Here is a 15853-nt window from a genome sequence, read left to right on the forward strand (position 1 = left end):
ATCGCAGATGCCGAGTGCGAATCTGGCCATTGCAGGCGCAGATATCTGCACTAATACTCTGTGCAAGCACTATTTTGTGGGAGCCATCACATCTTCTAGGTGATTGTGCTCCCGGTCATGAAAGAGATGTTCGATGAGTGTACGAGATGCCTACGCGGCCAGCGGTTTACGAAGAGTCGTCGCCGCATCGATGGCGGGCACCGTCGTGGAGTGGTACGAGTTCTTCCTCTACGGCACCGCGGCGACGCTGGTCTTCAACAAGGTGTTCTTCGCCAAGGGCACCAGCGATCTGGACGCCATCCTCGCCGCCTTCATCACCTACGCCGTCGGCTTCGCCGCGCGCCCGCTGGGCGGCGTGGTGTTCGGGCATTTCGGTGACAAGTACGGCCGCAAGACGCTGCTGCAGCTCAGCCTGGTGCTGGTCGGCGCGGCCACCTTCCTGATGGGCTGTCTGCCGACCTACGGACAGGTCGGTTATCTCGCACCGACTTTGCTGGTGATCCTGCGTTTCATCCAGGGCTTCGCGGTGGGCGGTGAATGGGGCGGCGCCGTCCTGCTCGTCGCCGAGCACAGCCCGAAACAGAGCCGCGGATTCTGGGCCAGCTGGCCGCAGGCGGGCGTGCCGATGGGCAACCTGCTCGCCACCACGGTGCTGCTCGTGCTGACCTCGACCCAGTCCGACGCGGCATTCCTGTCCTGGGGTTGGCGTGTGGCGTTCTGGCTGTCCGCGGTGGTGGTGCTTGTCGGCTACTACATCCGCACCAAGATCACCGACGCGCCCATCTTCGTGCAGGCCCAGCAGGAGGCCGAGCAGCTGAAGAAGACCTCGCTCAGCGTCGTCGAGGTGCTGAAGCGTTATCCCCGTGGCGTTTTCACCGCGATGGGCCTGCGCTTCGGCGAGAACGTGATGTATTACCTGGTGGTCACCTTCTCGATCACCTACCTCAAGGTGCACGTGCACGCCGACACCAAGCACATCCTCTGGTGGCTGCTCATCGCGCACGCCGTGCATTTCGCGGTGATCCCGCAGGTCGGCCGGTTGAGCGACCGGTTCGGCAGGCGCCCGATCTACCTCGTCGGCGCGATCGCCGCGGGGACATGGGGCTTCTTCGCCTTCCCCATGATGGACAGCGGCAACTACGCCGCGATCATGGGCGCGATCATCATCGGCCTGATCTTCCACGCCTGCATGTACGCCGGACAGCCCGCGATCATGGCGGAGATGTTCCCGACCAGGATGCGGTATTCCGGTGTCTCCCTCGGCTATCAGGTGACCTCGATCGTGGCGGGTTCGCTGGCGCCGATCATCGCGGTCCGGCTGCTCAACGACTTCAAGTCCTCGGTGCCGATCGCCTGGTACCTGGCGGGCGCCGCGCTCATCACGGTTATCTCGGTCGTGGTGGCCAGGGAGACAAAGGGTTTCGCCCTCGAAGATCTGGACCGCGCCGATGCCGAGTACCTGGCCGGTCAGGCGGTGGTCGCCAAATGAATACGGCAGCACGCACCGATGAGCTGCCGGGCGGTGACGACCTGGCTGGGCGGTCCGCCCTGATCACCGGCGGCGCCAGCGGTATCGGCGCGGCCTGCGCGCGGGAACTCGCCGCACGCGGCGCCGAGGTCACCATCGCCGATATCGACGATGTCGGCGCGAAGCGGCTGGCCCGCGACCTCGGCGGAAAGGCGTGGGCGGTAGACCTGCTCGACGTCGAGTCGCTCGAGCACGCGGAGCTCGAGGTGGACATCCTGGTGAACAACGCCGGGGTGCAGAGCATCAGCCCCATCGATCAGTTTCCGCCGGAGCAGTTCCGCCGCCTGCTCACGCTGATGGTCGAGGCGCCGTTCCTGCTCATCCGTGCCGCGCTGCCGCACATGTACCGGCACAACTTCGGCCGGATCATCAATATCTCCTCGGTGCACGGCATTCGGGCGTCGGCCTACAAGTCGGCGTACGTGACCGCCAAGCACGGGCTGGAGGGCCTGTCCAAGGTCACCGCGCTGGAGGGCGGCCCACATGGCGTCACCAGCAACTGCGTCAACCCCGGCTATGTGCGAACCCCCTTGGTGGACAAGCAGATCGCCGATCAGGCCAAGGCGCACGGCATCGCCGAGCAGGAGGTACTCGACAAGATCCTGCTCACCGAGAGCGCGATCAAACGGCTGGTCGAGCCGGAAGAGGTTGCCTCCCTGGTCGGTTGGCTCGCCTCGCCGAGCGCGGGCATGGTCACCGGCGCGTCCTACACCATGGACGGCGGCTGGAGCGCCCGGTGAGTTCAGCTCGACGTCAACGCGGACAACGCCATCCGGCGAAGTATGGGCCTGGCCCGTGCGGCGGTGGCGGGCGTCGCGCTGTGCGGCGTCGAGTTGATCAGGCCGAAGGCCGCGTGCGCCTGCACGCGCGCGGCCTCCTCCGGTAGGCCGGGGTGCAGCGCACGCAGCACCCCGACCCAGATCTCGACGTAGTGCCGCTGGGTGCGCCGGATCTCGCGGCGGGCCGCCGCCGGGACGTTGTCGAGGTCGCGGTCCTGGATGCGGATCAGCTCGGATTCACCGAACGCGAAGTCCAGGTGGAAATCGACCAGCCCGTCCAGCGCGTCGCGCGCCGAATCCGTCCCGGCGACCACCGCCTTGCCGCCGTCGAGCAACCTGCGGCTCACCCCGGCGAGCAGTTCGACCAGCAGCGCTTCCTTGTTCGGGAAGTGCCGATAGACGGCGGGACCGCTGATACCGGCGGCCGCGCCGAGGTCGTCGAGGCGGACGCCGAGGTAGCCGCGCTCGGCAATCAGCCTGGCACCCGCATTGAGCAGTTGTTTGCGCCGCTCCGCCTTCAGCTGCTCTCTGCGGGTGAGCGCGACGGGTTCGTAGCTGGTCACATGCGCTCCCTTCACCCGCTGTGGACAACTCAGTTAATGAAGATTAACCTGAATTCCAGTTATCGGCCACTAACTGAGAGCAGGATGGTGTGATGACGGTTACCGAACAGGTCGGCAATCGGGCCGCCCAGGTGGCGCTGGTGGACGACCTGCGCGCCAGACTCGCCGCCACCGCACTCGGCGGGCCGGCCAAGGCCAGGGAGCGCCATGTCGCGCGCGGCAAACTACTGCCGCGCGAGCGGGTGGACCAGCTGCTCGATCCGGGCAGCCCGTTCCTCGAGCTGTCGCCGCTTGCCGCCACCGGGATGTACGGCGACGAATGTCCGGGCGCGGGGATCATCACCGGCATCGGCCGGGTATCCGGGCGCGAATGCGTGATCGTGGCGAACGACGCCACCGTCAAGGGCGGCACCTACTACCCGATGACGGTGAAGAAGCATCTGCGCGCCCAGGAGGTCGCGCTGCAGAATCAGCTGCCCTGCCTGTATCTCGTCGATTCGGGCGGTGCGCACCTGCCGCATCAGGACGAGGTGTTCCCGGACCGGGAGCATTTCGGGCGCATCTTCTACAACCAGGCGACCATGAGCGCCAAGGGCATCGCGCAGATCGCCGCGGTACTCGGCTCGTGCACCGCGGGCGGCGCCTACGTGCCTGCGATGAGCGACGAGGCGGTGATCGTGCGCAACCAGGGCACCATCTTCCTCGGCGGCCCGCCGCTCGTGAAGGCGGCGACCGGCGAGGTGGTCACTGCGGAGGCGCTCGGCGGCGGCGAATTACATTCGCGCACTTCGGGTGTCACCGATCACCTGGCCGAGGACGATCAGGACGCGCTGCGCATCGTGCGCCGCATCGTCGCCACCCTCGGCCCGAAGCAGCCGAGCCCGTGGGATGTGCTGCCCACGGTCGAACCGGCCGCGCCGCAGGATGATCTGTACGACGTGGTGCCCGCCGACCTGCGCACCCCGTACGACGTGCGCGAGGTGATCGCCCGGATCGTCGACGGTGATCCGCACGGCGCCGACGGTTTTCAGGAGTTCAAGGCCGAATACGGCAAGACGCTGGTGACCGGATTCGCCCGCATCCACGGACATCCGGTCGGCATCGTGGCCAACAACGGCGTGCTGTTCAGCGAATCCGCCATGAAGGGCGCGCATTTCATCGAGCTGTGCGACAAGCGCAAGATCCCGCTGCTGTTCCTGCAGAACATCACCGGCTTCATGGTCGGGCGCGACTACGAGGCGGGCGGCATCGCCAAGCACGGCGCCAAGATGGTGACCGCGGTGGCCTGCGCGCGGGTGCCGAAGCTGACGGTGGTGATCGGCGGCTCCTACGGCGCGGGCAACTACTCGATGTGCGGGCGCGCGTATTCGCCACGCTTCCTGTGGATGTGGCCGAACGCCAGGATCTCGGTGATGGGCGGCGAACAGGCCGCCTCGGTGCTCGCCACGGTGCGCGGCGATCAGCTGGACGGCAACGGTCAGCCATGGTCGGCGGCGGACGAGGAGGCGTTCAAGGCGCCGATCCGCGACCAGTACGAGAGCCAGGGCAATCCCTACTACTCGACGGCCCGGCTGTGGGACGACGGCGTGATCGACCCGGCCGACACCAGAACCGTCCTCGGGCTTGCCCTTTCGGTGTGCGGGCAGGCGCCGCTCGAACCCGTTTCCTACGGCGTCTTCCGGATGTGATCGCAATGTTGAACAAGAATCACCCCGTAGGATTCGACACCGTACTCGTCGCCAATCGCGGCGAGATCGCGGTGCGGGTCATCCGCACGCTGCGCGGCATGGGAATTCGGTCGGTCGCGGTGTACAGCGACGCCGATGCCGGTGCCCGCCATGTGCGCGAGGCCGATACCGCGGTCCGGCTCGGGCCTGCCCCCGCCCGCGAGAGCTATCTCGCCATCGACAAGGTGGTCGACGCGGCGGTGCGCACCGGCGCGCAGGCGGTGCACCCCGGCTACGGATTCCTTTCCGAGAACGCCGCGTTCGCGGCCGCGCTGGCCGAGGCGGGCATCGTCTTCCTCGGGCCGCCCGCGCGCGCGATCGAGATCATGGGCGACAAGATCGCGGCCAAGAACACCGTGTCGGAGTTCGACGTCCCGGTGGTGCCCGGTATCGCGCGGCCCGGTCTCACCGATGCCGAATTGATCCGGGCCGCAACCGATATCGGCTATCCGGTGCTGGTCAAGCCGTCCGCCGGTGGCGGCGGTAAGGGCATGCGGCTGGTGACCGAACCCGCGCAGCTGCCCGACGCGCTGATCAGCGCCCGCCGCGAGGCCGGCGCCGCCTTCGGCGACGACACCCTGTTCCTGGAGCGCTTCGTCACCCGCCCGCGCCATATCGAGGTGCAGATCCTGGCCGACCAGTTCGGCCACGTGCTGCATCTCGGCGAGCGGGAATGCAGCCTGCAGCGCCGCCACCAGAAGGTGATCGAGGAGGCGCCGTCGCCGCTGCTCGACGCGGAGACCAGGGCCAGGATCGGCGCCGCGGCCTGCAATACCGCGCGCAGCGTGAACTACGTCGGCGCGGGCACGGTCGAATTCATCGTCTCCGCCGACAAACCCGACGAGTTCTTCTTCATGGAGATGAATACCCGTCTGCAGGTGGAACATCCGGTGACCGAGCTGGTGACCGGCGTCGACCTGGTGGAATGCCAGATCCGCGTCGCGGCCGGGCAGAAGCTCGGGGTGGCCCAGGACGATATCCGGATGGTGGGGCACGCCATCGAGGCCAGGGTGTACGCCGAGGATCCCGGCCGCGGCTTCCTGCCGACCGGCGGGCCGGTGCTCGACCTGGTCGAGCCGGAAGGCGCAGGGGTGCGGGTGGATTCGGGGCTCGCGGTGGGCACCGTCGTCGGCAGTGACTACGACCCGATGCTGTCGAAGGTCATCGCGCACGGCAACGACCGTGCCGCCGCACTCGCGAAACTCGATCGGGCGCTTGCCGATACGGTACTGCTCGGCGTGACGAGCAATATCGAATTCCTGCGCTTCCTGCTCGCCGACACCGATGTCGCCGCGGGCAGGCTCGATACCGGACTGCTCGACCGCAGGGTCGCCGACTTCCGGCCCGTGCCGGTCACCGACGCCGAATTCATCGCCGCCGCGGCCCATCACTGGCTGCGGCGCTGGCCTGCCACACCGGGCGATCCGTGGGCGGTGCCGTCCGGCTGGCGCGTCGGCGCGGCCGCGGCGACCGCGATCCGGCTCTCCGGTGGCGAGCGCGTCGAACACGTCTACCTGACCGGCACGCCCGCCGCGGCCTCGGTTCGCGTCGGCGATGGCGAATCGACCACGCTCACAGTGACTTCCACCGCCGAGGGGCTCACGCTCACCCTCGACGGAGTCCGCGTGCGGTACCGGGTGGCCGAACACGACGGGCAGCTCTGGGTGGCTGGCCCGTCCGGTGTCGCGGTGCTGCGTGAGCTGGCCGAGGCCGGCGTGCGCGGCGATGCCGAACACGTCGGCGACGCCGAGATCCGCAGTCCCATGCCGGGTTCGGTGATCGCGGTGCCGATCGCCTCCGGCGCACAGGTGGCGGCCGGCGCGCCCGTTGTCGTCGTCGAGGCGATGAAGATGGAGCATTCGCTGACCGCGCCGGTCGCGGGCACCGTCGAACTGCTCGTCGAGCCGGGTGCTCAGGTCCGCCTGGATCAGGTGCTCGCCCGGATCACCGCCGCACCCGCCGAATCCACCGCACCCGCTTCCGATACCGCTGAGCGAGAAGGAACACAAGCATGACCGACTACCTGTCCACCGGCTCGCTGCCCGAGGACTATCGCGACCTCGCCATGACCGTGCGCGACTTCGCCCGTTCGGTGGTCGCCCCCGTCGCCGCCGAACACGATGCGGCGCACACCTTCCCGTACGAGGTGGTGGCGGGCATGGCCGAGATGGGCCTGTTCGGGCTGCCGTTCCCGGAGGAGTACGGCGGCATGGGCGGCGACTACTTCGCGCTGTGCCTGGCGCTGGAGGAACTCGGCAAGGTCGACCAGAGCGTGGCCATCACCCTGGAGGCCGGTGTCTCGCTCGGCGCCATGCCGCTCTACCGCTTCGGCAACGACAAGCAGAAGCAGGAGTGGCTGCCGCAGCTGACCAGCGGCCGCTCGCTCGCCGCGTTCGGGCTCACCGAACCGGGCGCGGGCAGCGACGCGGGCGGCACCCGCACCACCGCCGTCATCGATAGCGGCGAGTGGATCATCAACGGCAGCAAGCAGTTCATCACCAACTCCGGCACCGATATCACCACGCTGGTGACGGTGACCGCGGTGACCGGCCAGAGCGGCGGCAAGAAGGAGATCTCCACCATCCTCGTGCCCACCGACACGCCGGGTTTCGTCGCCGAGCCCGCCTACAACAAGGTGGGCTGGAACGCCTCCGACACCCATCCGCTGAGCTTCACCGACGTGCGGGTGCCCGAGGAGAATCTGCTCGGCGAGCGCGGGCGCGGCTACGCGAACTTCCTGCGCATCCTGGACGAGGGCCGGATCGCCATCGCCGCGCTCTCGGTCGGCGCGGCACAGGGCTGCGTGGACGAGAGCGTCCGCTACGCCAAGGAGCGCGAGGCGTTCGGCCAGGCCATCGGCCGCAACCAGGCCATCGCGTTCAAGATCGCCAGGATGGAGGCGCGCGCGCATGCGGCGCGCACCGCCTATTACGACGCGGCCGCGCTGATGCTCGCGGGCAAACCGTTCAAGAAGCAGGCGTCGATCGCCAAGCTGGTGGCCAGCGAGGCCGCCATGGACAACGCGCGCGACGCCACCCAGGTCTTCGGCGGCTACGGGTTCATGAACGAATACGCTGTGGCCAGGCACTATCGCGACAGCAAGATCCTCGAAATCGGCGAGGGCACAACGGAGGTGCAGCTGATGCTGATCGGACGGGAGCTGGGGCTGTGACAGAGAGCTTGCGCCGGGTAGTTCAGACCGGAATGTGGTTCGAGGAACTGGAGACCGGCGTGCTGTACGAGCACCGGCCGGGCCGCACCATGACCGAGACCGACAACGTGCTGTTCAGCACGCTGACCATGAATCCGCAAGGGCTGCACATCGATGCGGCCTACAGCGAGGCGCAGGAACCGTTCCATCAGCGCCTGGTGAACTCGCTCTTCACCCTCGGCACCATGGTCGGGCTCGCGGTGGCACACCTGACCCAGGGCACCACGGTCGCCAATCTCGGCTTCGCCGAGGTGAAGTTCCCGGCCCCGCTGTTCCATGGCGACACCGTCTACGCCGAAACCGAGGTGCTGGACAAGCGGCTGTCCAAGAGCCGTCCCGGCGAGGGCGTCGTCACCTTCCGGCACACCGCACGCAACCAGCACGGCACCGTCGTCGCGGTCGCGGTGCGCAGCGCGATGATCCGTTTGCGGCCGACCGCATGAGTGGTGCATGGCAGCTACCCGGACCGTCCTGGCTGTTCTGCCCGGCCGACCGGCCGGAGCGCTACGGGAAGGCGGCGGGTGCGGCGGATGTGGTGATCCTCGATCTCGAGGACGGGGTCGCCGCGGCGGACAAGGCCGCGGCGCGCACCGCGCTCGTCGCGACGCCGCTGGCTCCGGAGCGCACCGTCGTGCGGGTCAATGCCGTGGGCACCGAAGACCATTCGCTCGATCTCGCGATGCTGGCGAGCACCGGCTACCGACGGATCATGCTGCCGAAATGCGAATCGCCGGAGCAGGTTACGGCACTGGCCGAGTACGAGGTGATCGCGCTCATCGAATCACCGCTCGGTGCGCTGACCGTCGGACAGACGGCACAGGCGGCGAATACCATCGGCGTCATGTGGGGCGCCGAGGATCTGGTCGCCGCGCTCGGCGGTAATTCGAGTAGGCACGCCGACGGCGGCTACCGCGATGTGGCGCGCCACATCCGGTCCACCGCGCTCCTCGCGGCCAAGGCGTACGGGAAGTTCGCGCTCGATTCGGTCTATCTCGATATCCGCGACCTGGACGGCCTGCTTGCCGAAGCCGTCGACGCGGCGGCGGTCGGCTTCGACGCCAAGGTCGCCATCCATCCGAGCCAGGTGCCGGTCATCCGTACCGCCTACGCGCCGTCCGACACGGAGGTCGACTGGGCGCGCAGGCTGCTCGCCGAGGTGCCGGGCCACCGCGGCGTCTTCACCTTCGAGGGGCGGATGGTCGACGCTCCCGTCCTGCGGCATGCCGAACAGATCGTGCGCCGCGCCAACAACAGCTGACCGAGCACAATCCAGCCAGGAGGTATTGCGGTGCAACCACAGTGGGTGCCCACCGAAGCAGATATCGCGCAGGCGCGCGTCACCGACTTCGCGAAGTTCGTCGAGGCGCGCACGGGCGTTGTCGCACCGGATTACCGCACGCTGTGGCAGTGGTCGGTGGACGATCTGGCCGGATTCTGGCATGCGATCTGGGACTACTTCGAACTCGGCGAGATCGCCGGTGAGGTGCTCGCGAGCGCCGAGATGCCCGGCGCGCGTTGGTTTCCCGGCACCAAGCTGAACTACGCCGATCAGGTGGTGCGCCAGGCGCGCACCGATCGGCCCGCCATCGTGCACGCGCGCGAGGACGGTTCGCTGCGTGAGCTGTCCTGGGCCGAATTGATCGACGGCACGGCGGCTTTCGCGCGAACGCTGCGCTCGCTCGGCGTCCGCGCCGGTGACCGGGTCGCCGGATTCCTGCCGAATATTCCGGAGGCGGTCATCGCCTTCCTGGCCACCGCAAGCATCGGCGCGGTGTGGAGCGCCTGCGGTCAGGACTATTCTCCCAAGGCGGCGCTAGACCGGCTCGGACAGCTCGAACCGACGGTGCTCGTCACCGCCGACGGCTACCACTTCGCCGGTAAGGCGCACGACAAGCGCGCGGATATCGCCGAATTGCAGGCGGGCCTGGGCAGTCTGAAGGCCACGGTCGCCATCTCCCAGCTCGGCCTCGACGTGCCGAACGCGCTCGGCTGGGACGAGGCAGCGACCAATACCGATGGCGCGCTGATCGAAACGGTGCCGGTCGATTTCGATCATCCGCTCTGGATCGTCTTCTCCTCCGGCACCACCGGGCTGCCGAAGGGGATCATGCACGGCCACGGCGGCGTCGTGCTCGAACATCTCAAAGCCGTTGGCCTGCAATCGGATATCGGACCGGACGACACCTTCTTCTGGTACACCAGCCCGAGCTGGATGATGTGGAACTTCCAGGTGTCCGGCCTGCTGACCGGCGCGACCATCGTCTGCTATGACGGCAGCCCGACCCATCCCGAACTGGATTCGCTGTGGCGCATCGCCGCACAAACCGGGGCCACCGTCTTCGGCACGAGCCCCGGCTATGTGCTCGCCTGCATCAAAGCGGGCAAGGTGCCGCGCGCCGAGCACGATCTGTCCGCGCTGCGCACCGTCGGCATCTCCGGCTCCGCGTTCCCGGCCTCGTCGGCGCTCTGGTTGGGCGAGAACGCCGGTGAGCACGTGCAGGTCTCCTCGCTCAGCGGCGGCACGGATGTGGTGTCCGCGTTCGTCGGCGGTGTGCGCACGGTGCCGGCGTGGCCGGGCGAACTGTCGGCGCCCTACCTCGGCACCGCGCTCGACGCGTTCGACGAGAACGGCAAGCCGGTGCGCGGCGAGGTCGGTGAGCTGGTGATCACCAAGCCGATGCCGTCCATGCCGGTGCGTTTCTGGAACGATCCGGACGGAAAGCGTTATCACGACGCCTATTTCGATACCTTCCCCGGCGTGTGGCGGCACGGCGACTGGATCACCATCACCGAGCACGGCAGCACCCTGGTGCACGGCCGCTCGGATTCCACGCTCAACCGGCACGGTATCCGGATGGGCAGCGCCGACATCTACCAGTCGGTCGAGCAGCTGCCGGAGATCACCGAATCGCTGGTGATCGGCGCCGAGCAGCCCGACGGCGGCTATTGGATGCCGCTGTTCGTCGTGCTCGCGCCCGGCGCCGATCTCACCGACGAGCTGAAGGATCGGATCAAGGCGACCATCCGTGCCGAGGTGTCACCGCGGCACGTGCCCGACGAAATCCTGGTCGCCCCGGGCATTCCGCACACCCGCACCGGCAAGAAACTCGAGATCCCGATCAAGAAGCTCGTCCAGGGCGCGGATCCCGCCCGCGTCGTGGAACGCAGCGCCGTCGACGATCCGGCGCTGCTCGACTGGTACGCGGCCGTCCGCCCGGCGGCGCGGGCGTAACCCGATCCCGCTCCGTCATTCCGGCCGGTGGTCACCGGAATGACGGAGCCGGAATCGATCAGCGGTACCAGGTGTAATGCCCGCCCAGTGACGCACTGAAGATCGCGCACTGGGCGGCGCGCGCCTGTTGCAGGTTGCGCCGTTCCTCGGGGGTGAGGCGCATCCGGGCACGGAGGCGACGGACCGGCCCACTCAGCGCGGCCAGGACCGGGACGGTGTGCAGACGTGGGTGCACTGCGAACGTCATGACAAACTCCTCGAAAAGGCCAGCCGCCACAGCCGTTTTCCGCAACGGAGCAGCCACGCATCAGCGGGGCCGATTCAAACAGATATGCGGCCGCGGCGAGCCGGGAACGAAATAGTTACCGATCCCCTACTCGGATACGGATCATCGCCGAACTCCATTTCGTCCTCACCTCCTCGCCGCCAGGACGCCCACGCGTCACGATTCGCTGCCCCGCCCATGGTCGCCCTCCCCCGCGGTCCCGTCAAGCCACGTGAACACCGGCGCGGAACAGCTCCGCGTGCGGCCGAACCGGGCTCGGCGGCGCGGACCACGGCGGGTCGCGCTGAGTAGGGTGAAAAGATGCCGAAAGCTCTGCCGACCATCGATCTGTCCGCGCCGGTGTGCTGTGCGCCGGTGGCGGCGGCGCTGGTCGATGATGCGGCGGCGCTGGAGGTGGCGTTGCGGCTGAAGGCGATCGCCGATCCGGCCCGGGTGAAGCTGATGTCGCTACTGTTGACCACACCGACCGGTGAGCAGTCGACCAAGGATCTCGCGGCGGCGGTGGCACTGGCGGAATCCACGGTGAGCCACCATCTCGGCCAGCTGCGCAACGCGGGGCTGATCGAGTCGGATCGGCGCGGGATGAGCGTGCATCACCGCGCCCGGCGCGAGGCGTTGTCCGCGCTGTGCGTCGTCCTCGATCCCGGCTGCTGCCGTTGACTACCGCCGACGGCGGCCGTTGACCCAGCGGGCGGTCGGGCGGGATACGGCGCCGATGAGCAGCGCGATGGCAACCGCCAGAGAGACGCCGTAGGCGGCCTTCCCCTCGTCGAGGAAGCGACCGTTCAGCAGGTCGTACGCCGAGAACAGCACGGCGACAACGGATCCGATCACCACGAGGGTGCGTCCGGCGCGCCTGCGGAAGAACAGCATCAGCGCGCCGAAGCACAGGAATACGGCGGTCGGCACGAAGCCGAGTAGCTGCTCCATATCGCGGCGGACGTAGAACCGCTCGTAGGAGCTCACCTGGAGGTCGCTCACCTGAGGCATGAGGTCCGCACCCCAGTAGATCGCCCGCCAGACCGCGACGAGACCGGACAGCAGCGCCACCGTCGCCACGATCAGGCCGACGATCGCCGCGCTGACGCGCCCCTCGCCACGATCGGCCGGTGGCACGACAGCGGGATCGGCGGCCTGGTCGCGACCATGTCCCAGTTCGCGAGTCGGGACCGGTTCGCGAGTAGGCACCTTGTCGCGAGCCGGTGCGGTAGCCGGCCTCGGTTCCGCGGTCGGCCGCTGCTGGCGCGGTGCGGTGCGCTGGGGATTCATCATGGTCGGTGCGAGCCGACCGGGCCCGGTCCCCGGGCGGCCGGGATGGCCGAGGGTCAGCGCCTGCGCGAATTCCCGGCAGTCGCCGAATCTTTCGCCGGGCTGCTTCGCCATCGCCCGTTGGATGGCGCCTTTGAGCTGTGGTGAGACATCCGGACGGGCAAGTGGCGGAACAGGTTTGTTCAGATGACCGGCCACCACCTGACCGGGATTGGTCGCGGCGAACGGCGAGCGCCCGGCGAGCATGGTGTACAGCGTGCAGGCGAGCGAGTATTGATCGCTGCGATGGTCGACGCGCTCACCGGACAGCTGCTCGGGTGAGGCGTAGGCCAGTGTGGCGGTGAAGGTTCCGGTGGAGGTCAGATGGGTGTTGGAATCCACCAGCCTGGCGATGCCGAAATCGGTGAGCACGGCACGCTCGGCCCGGCCCGCCTCCGAGGCGGACAGCAGGATATTGGCGGGCTTGATGTCTCGGTGCAGCACCCCTCGGCTGTGCGCGTAATCGAGTGCGGCGGCGGTCTCGCCGATGAGGCGCACCGCTCGCTCGACCGTCAGCGTGCGCGGATCGATCCGCGACGCGTCGATGCCCTGGATGTACTGCATGGCGATCCACAGATGTCCGGCATCGGAGCCGCGATCATGAATCCCGACGATTCCGGGATGATCGAGCCGGGCGATCACGTTGGCCTCCTGCTCGAACCGCCTGCGCAGCTCGGGATCGGCCGAGACCTCCCGGTTGAGCAGTTTGAGCGCGACCAGCCGTGGCAGCCGGGGATGCCGCGCGGCGTAGACGGTGCCCATCCCGCCGTGCCCGGCAACGCCCTCGATCAAGTACCCGGCGAACACCGTGCCCACCAAGGCGTCCACTTGAACCTCCCGCACCCACCGACGACCCTGGCAGCATATCGGTGCGCACGCGCAGGCGGGGCGGACGCCGGGACCGCCGCCGCCGGGCCGAGCCGGAGATCTATCGGCGGATCCGGCGGATCATGCTGCGCCACAGCGCCTTCTGCGTGCCGGTCAGTGTGGTGAGCAGGGCACCGCTGCGCTGGAACTCCGGTGTCAACCGGCCCATATCGACCAGCGCCTTGCGCTTCACCGCCGCTGACGCCTTGGTGACATGTCCCGCGTCGAACGGCGGCCGCGGATCGTATTCGATGATCAGCTGGATGGATTCGGCCTGCTCCCTGCCGAACATCTCACCGACCAGCCACAACGCCAGATCGATCCCCGCGGAAACGCCTGCGGCCGTCGCGATCCGGTCACCGTGCACGAACCGCGCCGTACGCTGCGGTTTCGCACCGAGCAGGCCGAGCGCCTTCTGCCCGCCCCAGTGCGTGGTGGCGGGCTGCCCGTCGAGCAGGCCCGCCCCGGCGAGAATCAGCGCGCCCGTGCATACCGACGTGGTCCAGGTGGTGGTCGCGTGGGCGGTCCGCAGCCAGTCGAGCACCCGGTCGTCACCGGCGACGCCGGTCGCGGCCGGACCGCCGGGCACCACGATGACATCCGGCGACGGCGTCTCCTCGAAGGTGTGCGTGGCGCCGAGGGCGAGCACACCGCTGTCGGTGAGCACCGGGCCGGTCTCGTGACCGACGAATCGGATCCGCGCACCCGGCACACAGCGCAGGACTTCATAGGGACCGATGGCATCGAGTGCCGTCATGCCCGGATAGAGGACGATGGCGATCTGCAGGTCAGCCATGCGACAGGCCCCCCTCGTCGGCTGTTCGGATACTCAGGACGGTAGCACAACGCCGACCCGACCATGTGAACTCTCATTCGCCTGACGCCACCGGCTGCCCACTGCCGGGATGTCGGTCTATGTGGCAACTTGTTCGGCACGGTTGCCGCTGCGGAGATGTTGCCCGCAACACACCGCGACCTGGGCAAATCATCAATCGGCCCCGCTCGATAACATGTCACGCATGAGTGTCGACAATCGCCGCACGGCGCATAAGGCTGTTACCGGCGACTCGGCACCCCGCGAGGTCCGGCGCAGGCCGAAGAATCGGCGGGCCCAGATCGCCGCCGCGTCCGCCGCGGCATTCGGCGCGCTCGGCTATCACGGCGTGAGCATGGAGGACATAGCCTCCGGGCTCGGCATCAGCTCGGCCGCGCTGTACCGGCACTATCCGAGCAAGTACGCGCTGTTCCGCGAGGAACTGCAGCGGGTCGGCCGGGCCATGACCGAATCCGTCGAGTTGCCCGAGGAGGCGGCGAACTGGCTTCCGGAGCGGCGGCTGCGCTATGTGCTCGACGCGCTGATCGCCGTGACGATCGAGAACCGCCCGACCGTCACGCTGGTCCGCTGGGAGGGCCGCTACCTGGAGCCGGAGGATCACACGGTCCTCATCGAGCAGCAGGACAAGGTGCTCGGCGCGCTCGGCGCCCACCTGAGCGCATTGCGGCCGACGTTGTCCGAGAACGACATTCGGGTACTGCGGCTTACCATGCTCAGCACCGTCACCAGCATCGCCGACCACCACGCGGCACTGCCGGCGAAATCACTTGCCCGCCTGCTCGCCGCGGCGAGCTGGGCGATCGCGGAGACCGAGCTGCCGCAGGAGCAGGCCACCGCGGACGCCCCGAACGCCATCGAGATCCCCGATTCGTTCAAACACGAACTGCTGCTGCACAAAGCGGTGCAGCTGTTCCACGACCGCGGCTACCCGAATGTCAGCGTGGAGGATATCGCCAGTGCCGCAGGGCTTTCCGCGGCCTCGGCGGTCTACCGCTTCTATCGGGGCAAGAGCGATCTGCTCGCCGCCGCGTTCCGCCGTGCGGCCGAACGCGTTTCGGGCGCGATCGGCCCGGCCGTCGCGGCGGCGGGCAACTGCGAGGACGCGCTGGTCAGCCTGATCGATCAGTACGTGACGGGCTCGTTCAGCGAGCGCGCGCTGACCTTCGTGTATTACACCGAGTTCCAGCATGTTCCGCAGGACGAGCGGACGGTGCTGCGCAACATTCAGCGACTCAGCGTCGAAGAGTGGGCCAGGCTGCTGCGCGATGTGCGACCGGAGCTGTCGCCCGCCGAGGCCAGGTTCCTCATCCACGCGGCCTTCGCCGTTGTCGTCGACCTCGGGCGCGCCTTCGGCTCCGAGCCGATGGCCGGACAGGCGCGGGTGGCGCTGCTGATGCAGGTCGTGCTGTTCGGCCGTCCCGCGCATTCGTGACCGGCGGCGCCTAGGCTCCGCAGGGCAATGTCGCTTTCGGCTATGTTACCGATCATTCACATCACTGTCTGAGTCAAAGTTGGTT

Annotated in this window: 14 protein-coding genes; 10 read left to right on the forward strand and 4 right to left on the reverse strand. The window is 68.1% G+C overall.

Going from position 1 to position 15853, the window contains the following annotated elements; translation table 11 throughout:
- Positions 1-133: 133 nt before the first annotated feature.
- Positions 134-1489, forward strand: a complete 1356-nt coding sequence (locus ACIG5A_RS38970) for an MFS transporter (protein ID WP_397249698.1) — start codon at positions 134-136, stop codon at positions 1487-1489.
- Positions 1486-2268 (forward strand): 3-hydroxybutyrate dehydrogenase, encoded by a 783-nt coding sequence (locus tag ACIG5A_RS38975; RefSeq protein ID WP_397249700.1) that lies wholly within the window; start codon positions 1486-1488, stop codon positions 2266-2268. The genes ACIG5A_RS38970 and ACIG5A_RS38975 overlap by 4 nt, the downstream gene beginning before the upstream one ends.
- 2 nt (positions 2269-2270) lie before the next feature.
- Here the strand turns inward: ACIG5A_RS38975 and ACIG5A_RS38980 are convergent, their stop codons facing one another.
- On the reverse strand, positions 2271-2870 hold the full coding sequence (locus tag ACIG5A_RS38980) for a TetR/AcrR family transcriptional regulator (RefSeq protein WP_397249702.1): 600 nt from the start codon (positions 2868-2870) through the stop codon (positions 2271-2273).
- 92 nt (positions 2871-2962) lie between these two features.
- Here ACIG5A_RS38980 and ACIG5A_RS38985 point away from each other — a divergent pair, with 92 nt between their 5' ends.
- From ACIG5A_RS38985 to ACIG5A_RS39010, 6 genes are read left to right on the forward strand one after another with little or no spacing between them, the layout of a single operon-like run.
- On the forward strand, positions 2963-4558 hold the full coding sequence (locus ACIG5A_RS38985; RefSeq protein WP_397249704.1) for a carboxyl transferase domain-containing protein: 1596 nt from the start codon (positions 2963-2965) through the stop codon (positions 4556-4558).
- A gap of 5 nt (positions 4559-4563) precedes the next feature.
- The gene (locus tag ACIG5A_RS38990; protein ID WP_397249706.1) at positions 4564-6612 is read left to right on the forward strand and encodes a biotin carboxylase N-terminal domain-containing protein; all 2049 of its coding nucleotides are present in this window, start codon (positions 4564-4566) and stop codon (positions 6610-6612) included.
- Positions 6609-7769: an acyl-CoA dehydrogenase family protein gene (locus tag ACIG5A_RS38995; RefSeq protein ID WP_397249708.1), complete on the forward strand. Its 1161-nt coding sequence runs from the start codon at positions 6609-6611 to the stop codon at positions 7767-7769. Before ACIG5A_RS38990 ends, ACIG5A_RS38995 begins: the two co-directional genes overlap by 4 nt.
- Positions 7770-7801: 32 nt before the next feature.
- On the forward strand, positions 7802-8251 hold the full coding sequence (locus ACIG5A_RS39000) for a MaoC family dehydratase (protein WP_397250313.1): 450 nt from the start codon (positions 7802-7804) through the stop codon (positions 8249-8251).
- Complete coding sequence (locus tag ACIG5A_RS39005) at positions 8248-9066, forward strand: HpcH/HpaI aldolase/citrate lyase family protein (RefSeq protein WP_397249710.1); 819 nt, start codon at positions 8248-8250, stop codon at positions 9064-9066. Before ACIG5A_RS39000 ends, ACIG5A_RS39005 begins: the two co-directional genes overlap by 4 nt.
- A gap of 30 nt (positions 9067-9096) precedes the next feature.
- Positions 9097-11040 carry an acetoacetate--CoA ligase gene (locus ACIG5A_RS39010; RefSeq protein WP_397249712.1) on the forward strand — a complete coding sequence of 648 codons (1944 nt, stop codon included), beginning with the start codon at positions 9097-9099 and terminating at the stop codon, positions 11038-11040.
- A 58-nt stretch (positions 11041-11098) separates the two neighbouring features.
- Here ACIG5A_RS39010 and ACIG5A_RS39015 read toward each other — a convergent pair whose 3' ends face one another.
- On the reverse strand, positions 11099-11287 hold the full coding sequence (locus ACIG5A_RS39015) for a hypothetical protein (RefSeq protein ID WP_397249714.1): 189 nt from the start codon (positions 11285-11287) through the stop codon (positions 11099-11101).
- Between the two features lie 339 nt (positions 11288-11626).
- On the opposite strand from ACIG5A_RS39015, the gene ACIG5A_RS39020 reads away from it, so the two are divergent.
- Positions 11627-11986, forward strand: a complete 360-nt coding sequence (locus ACIG5A_RS39020) for an Rv2640c family ArsR-like transcriptional regulator (protein ID WP_397249716.1) — start codon at positions 11627-11629, stop codon at positions 11984-11986.
- Here ACIG5A_RS39020 and ACIG5A_RS39025 read toward each other — a convergent pair whose 3' ends face one another.
- On the reverse strand, positions 11987-13462 hold the full coding sequence (locus ACIG5A_RS39025; RefSeq protein ID WP_397249718.1) for a protein kinase: 1476 nt from the start codon (positions 13460-13462) through the stop codon (positions 11987-11989).
- Between the two features lie 100 nt (positions 13463-13562).
- Positions 13563-14297 carry a DJ-1/PfpI family protein gene (locus ACIG5A_RS39030; protein ID WP_397249720.1) on the reverse strand — a complete coding sequence of 245 codons (735 nt, stop codon included), beginning with the start codon at positions 14295-14297 and terminating at the stop codon, positions 13563-13565.
- A gap of 223 nt (positions 14298-14520) precedes the next feature.
- On the opposite strand from ACIG5A_RS39030, the gene ACIG5A_RS39035 reads away from it, so the two are divergent.
- Positions 14521-15768 carry a TetR/AcrR family transcriptional regulator gene (locus tag ACIG5A_RS39035; RefSeq protein ID WP_397249722.1) on the forward strand — a complete coding sequence of 416 codons (1248 nt, stop codon included), beginning with the start codon at positions 14521-14523 and terminating at the stop codon, positions 15766-15768.
- Positions 15769-15853: the final 85 nt, after the last annotated feature.

The sequence above is a fragment of the Nocardia sp. NPDC052566 genome (genome assembly GCF_044547285.1).
Taxonomy (GTDB): domain Bacteria; phylum Actinomycetota; class Actinomycetes; order Mycobacteriales; family Mycobacteriaceae; genus Nocardia.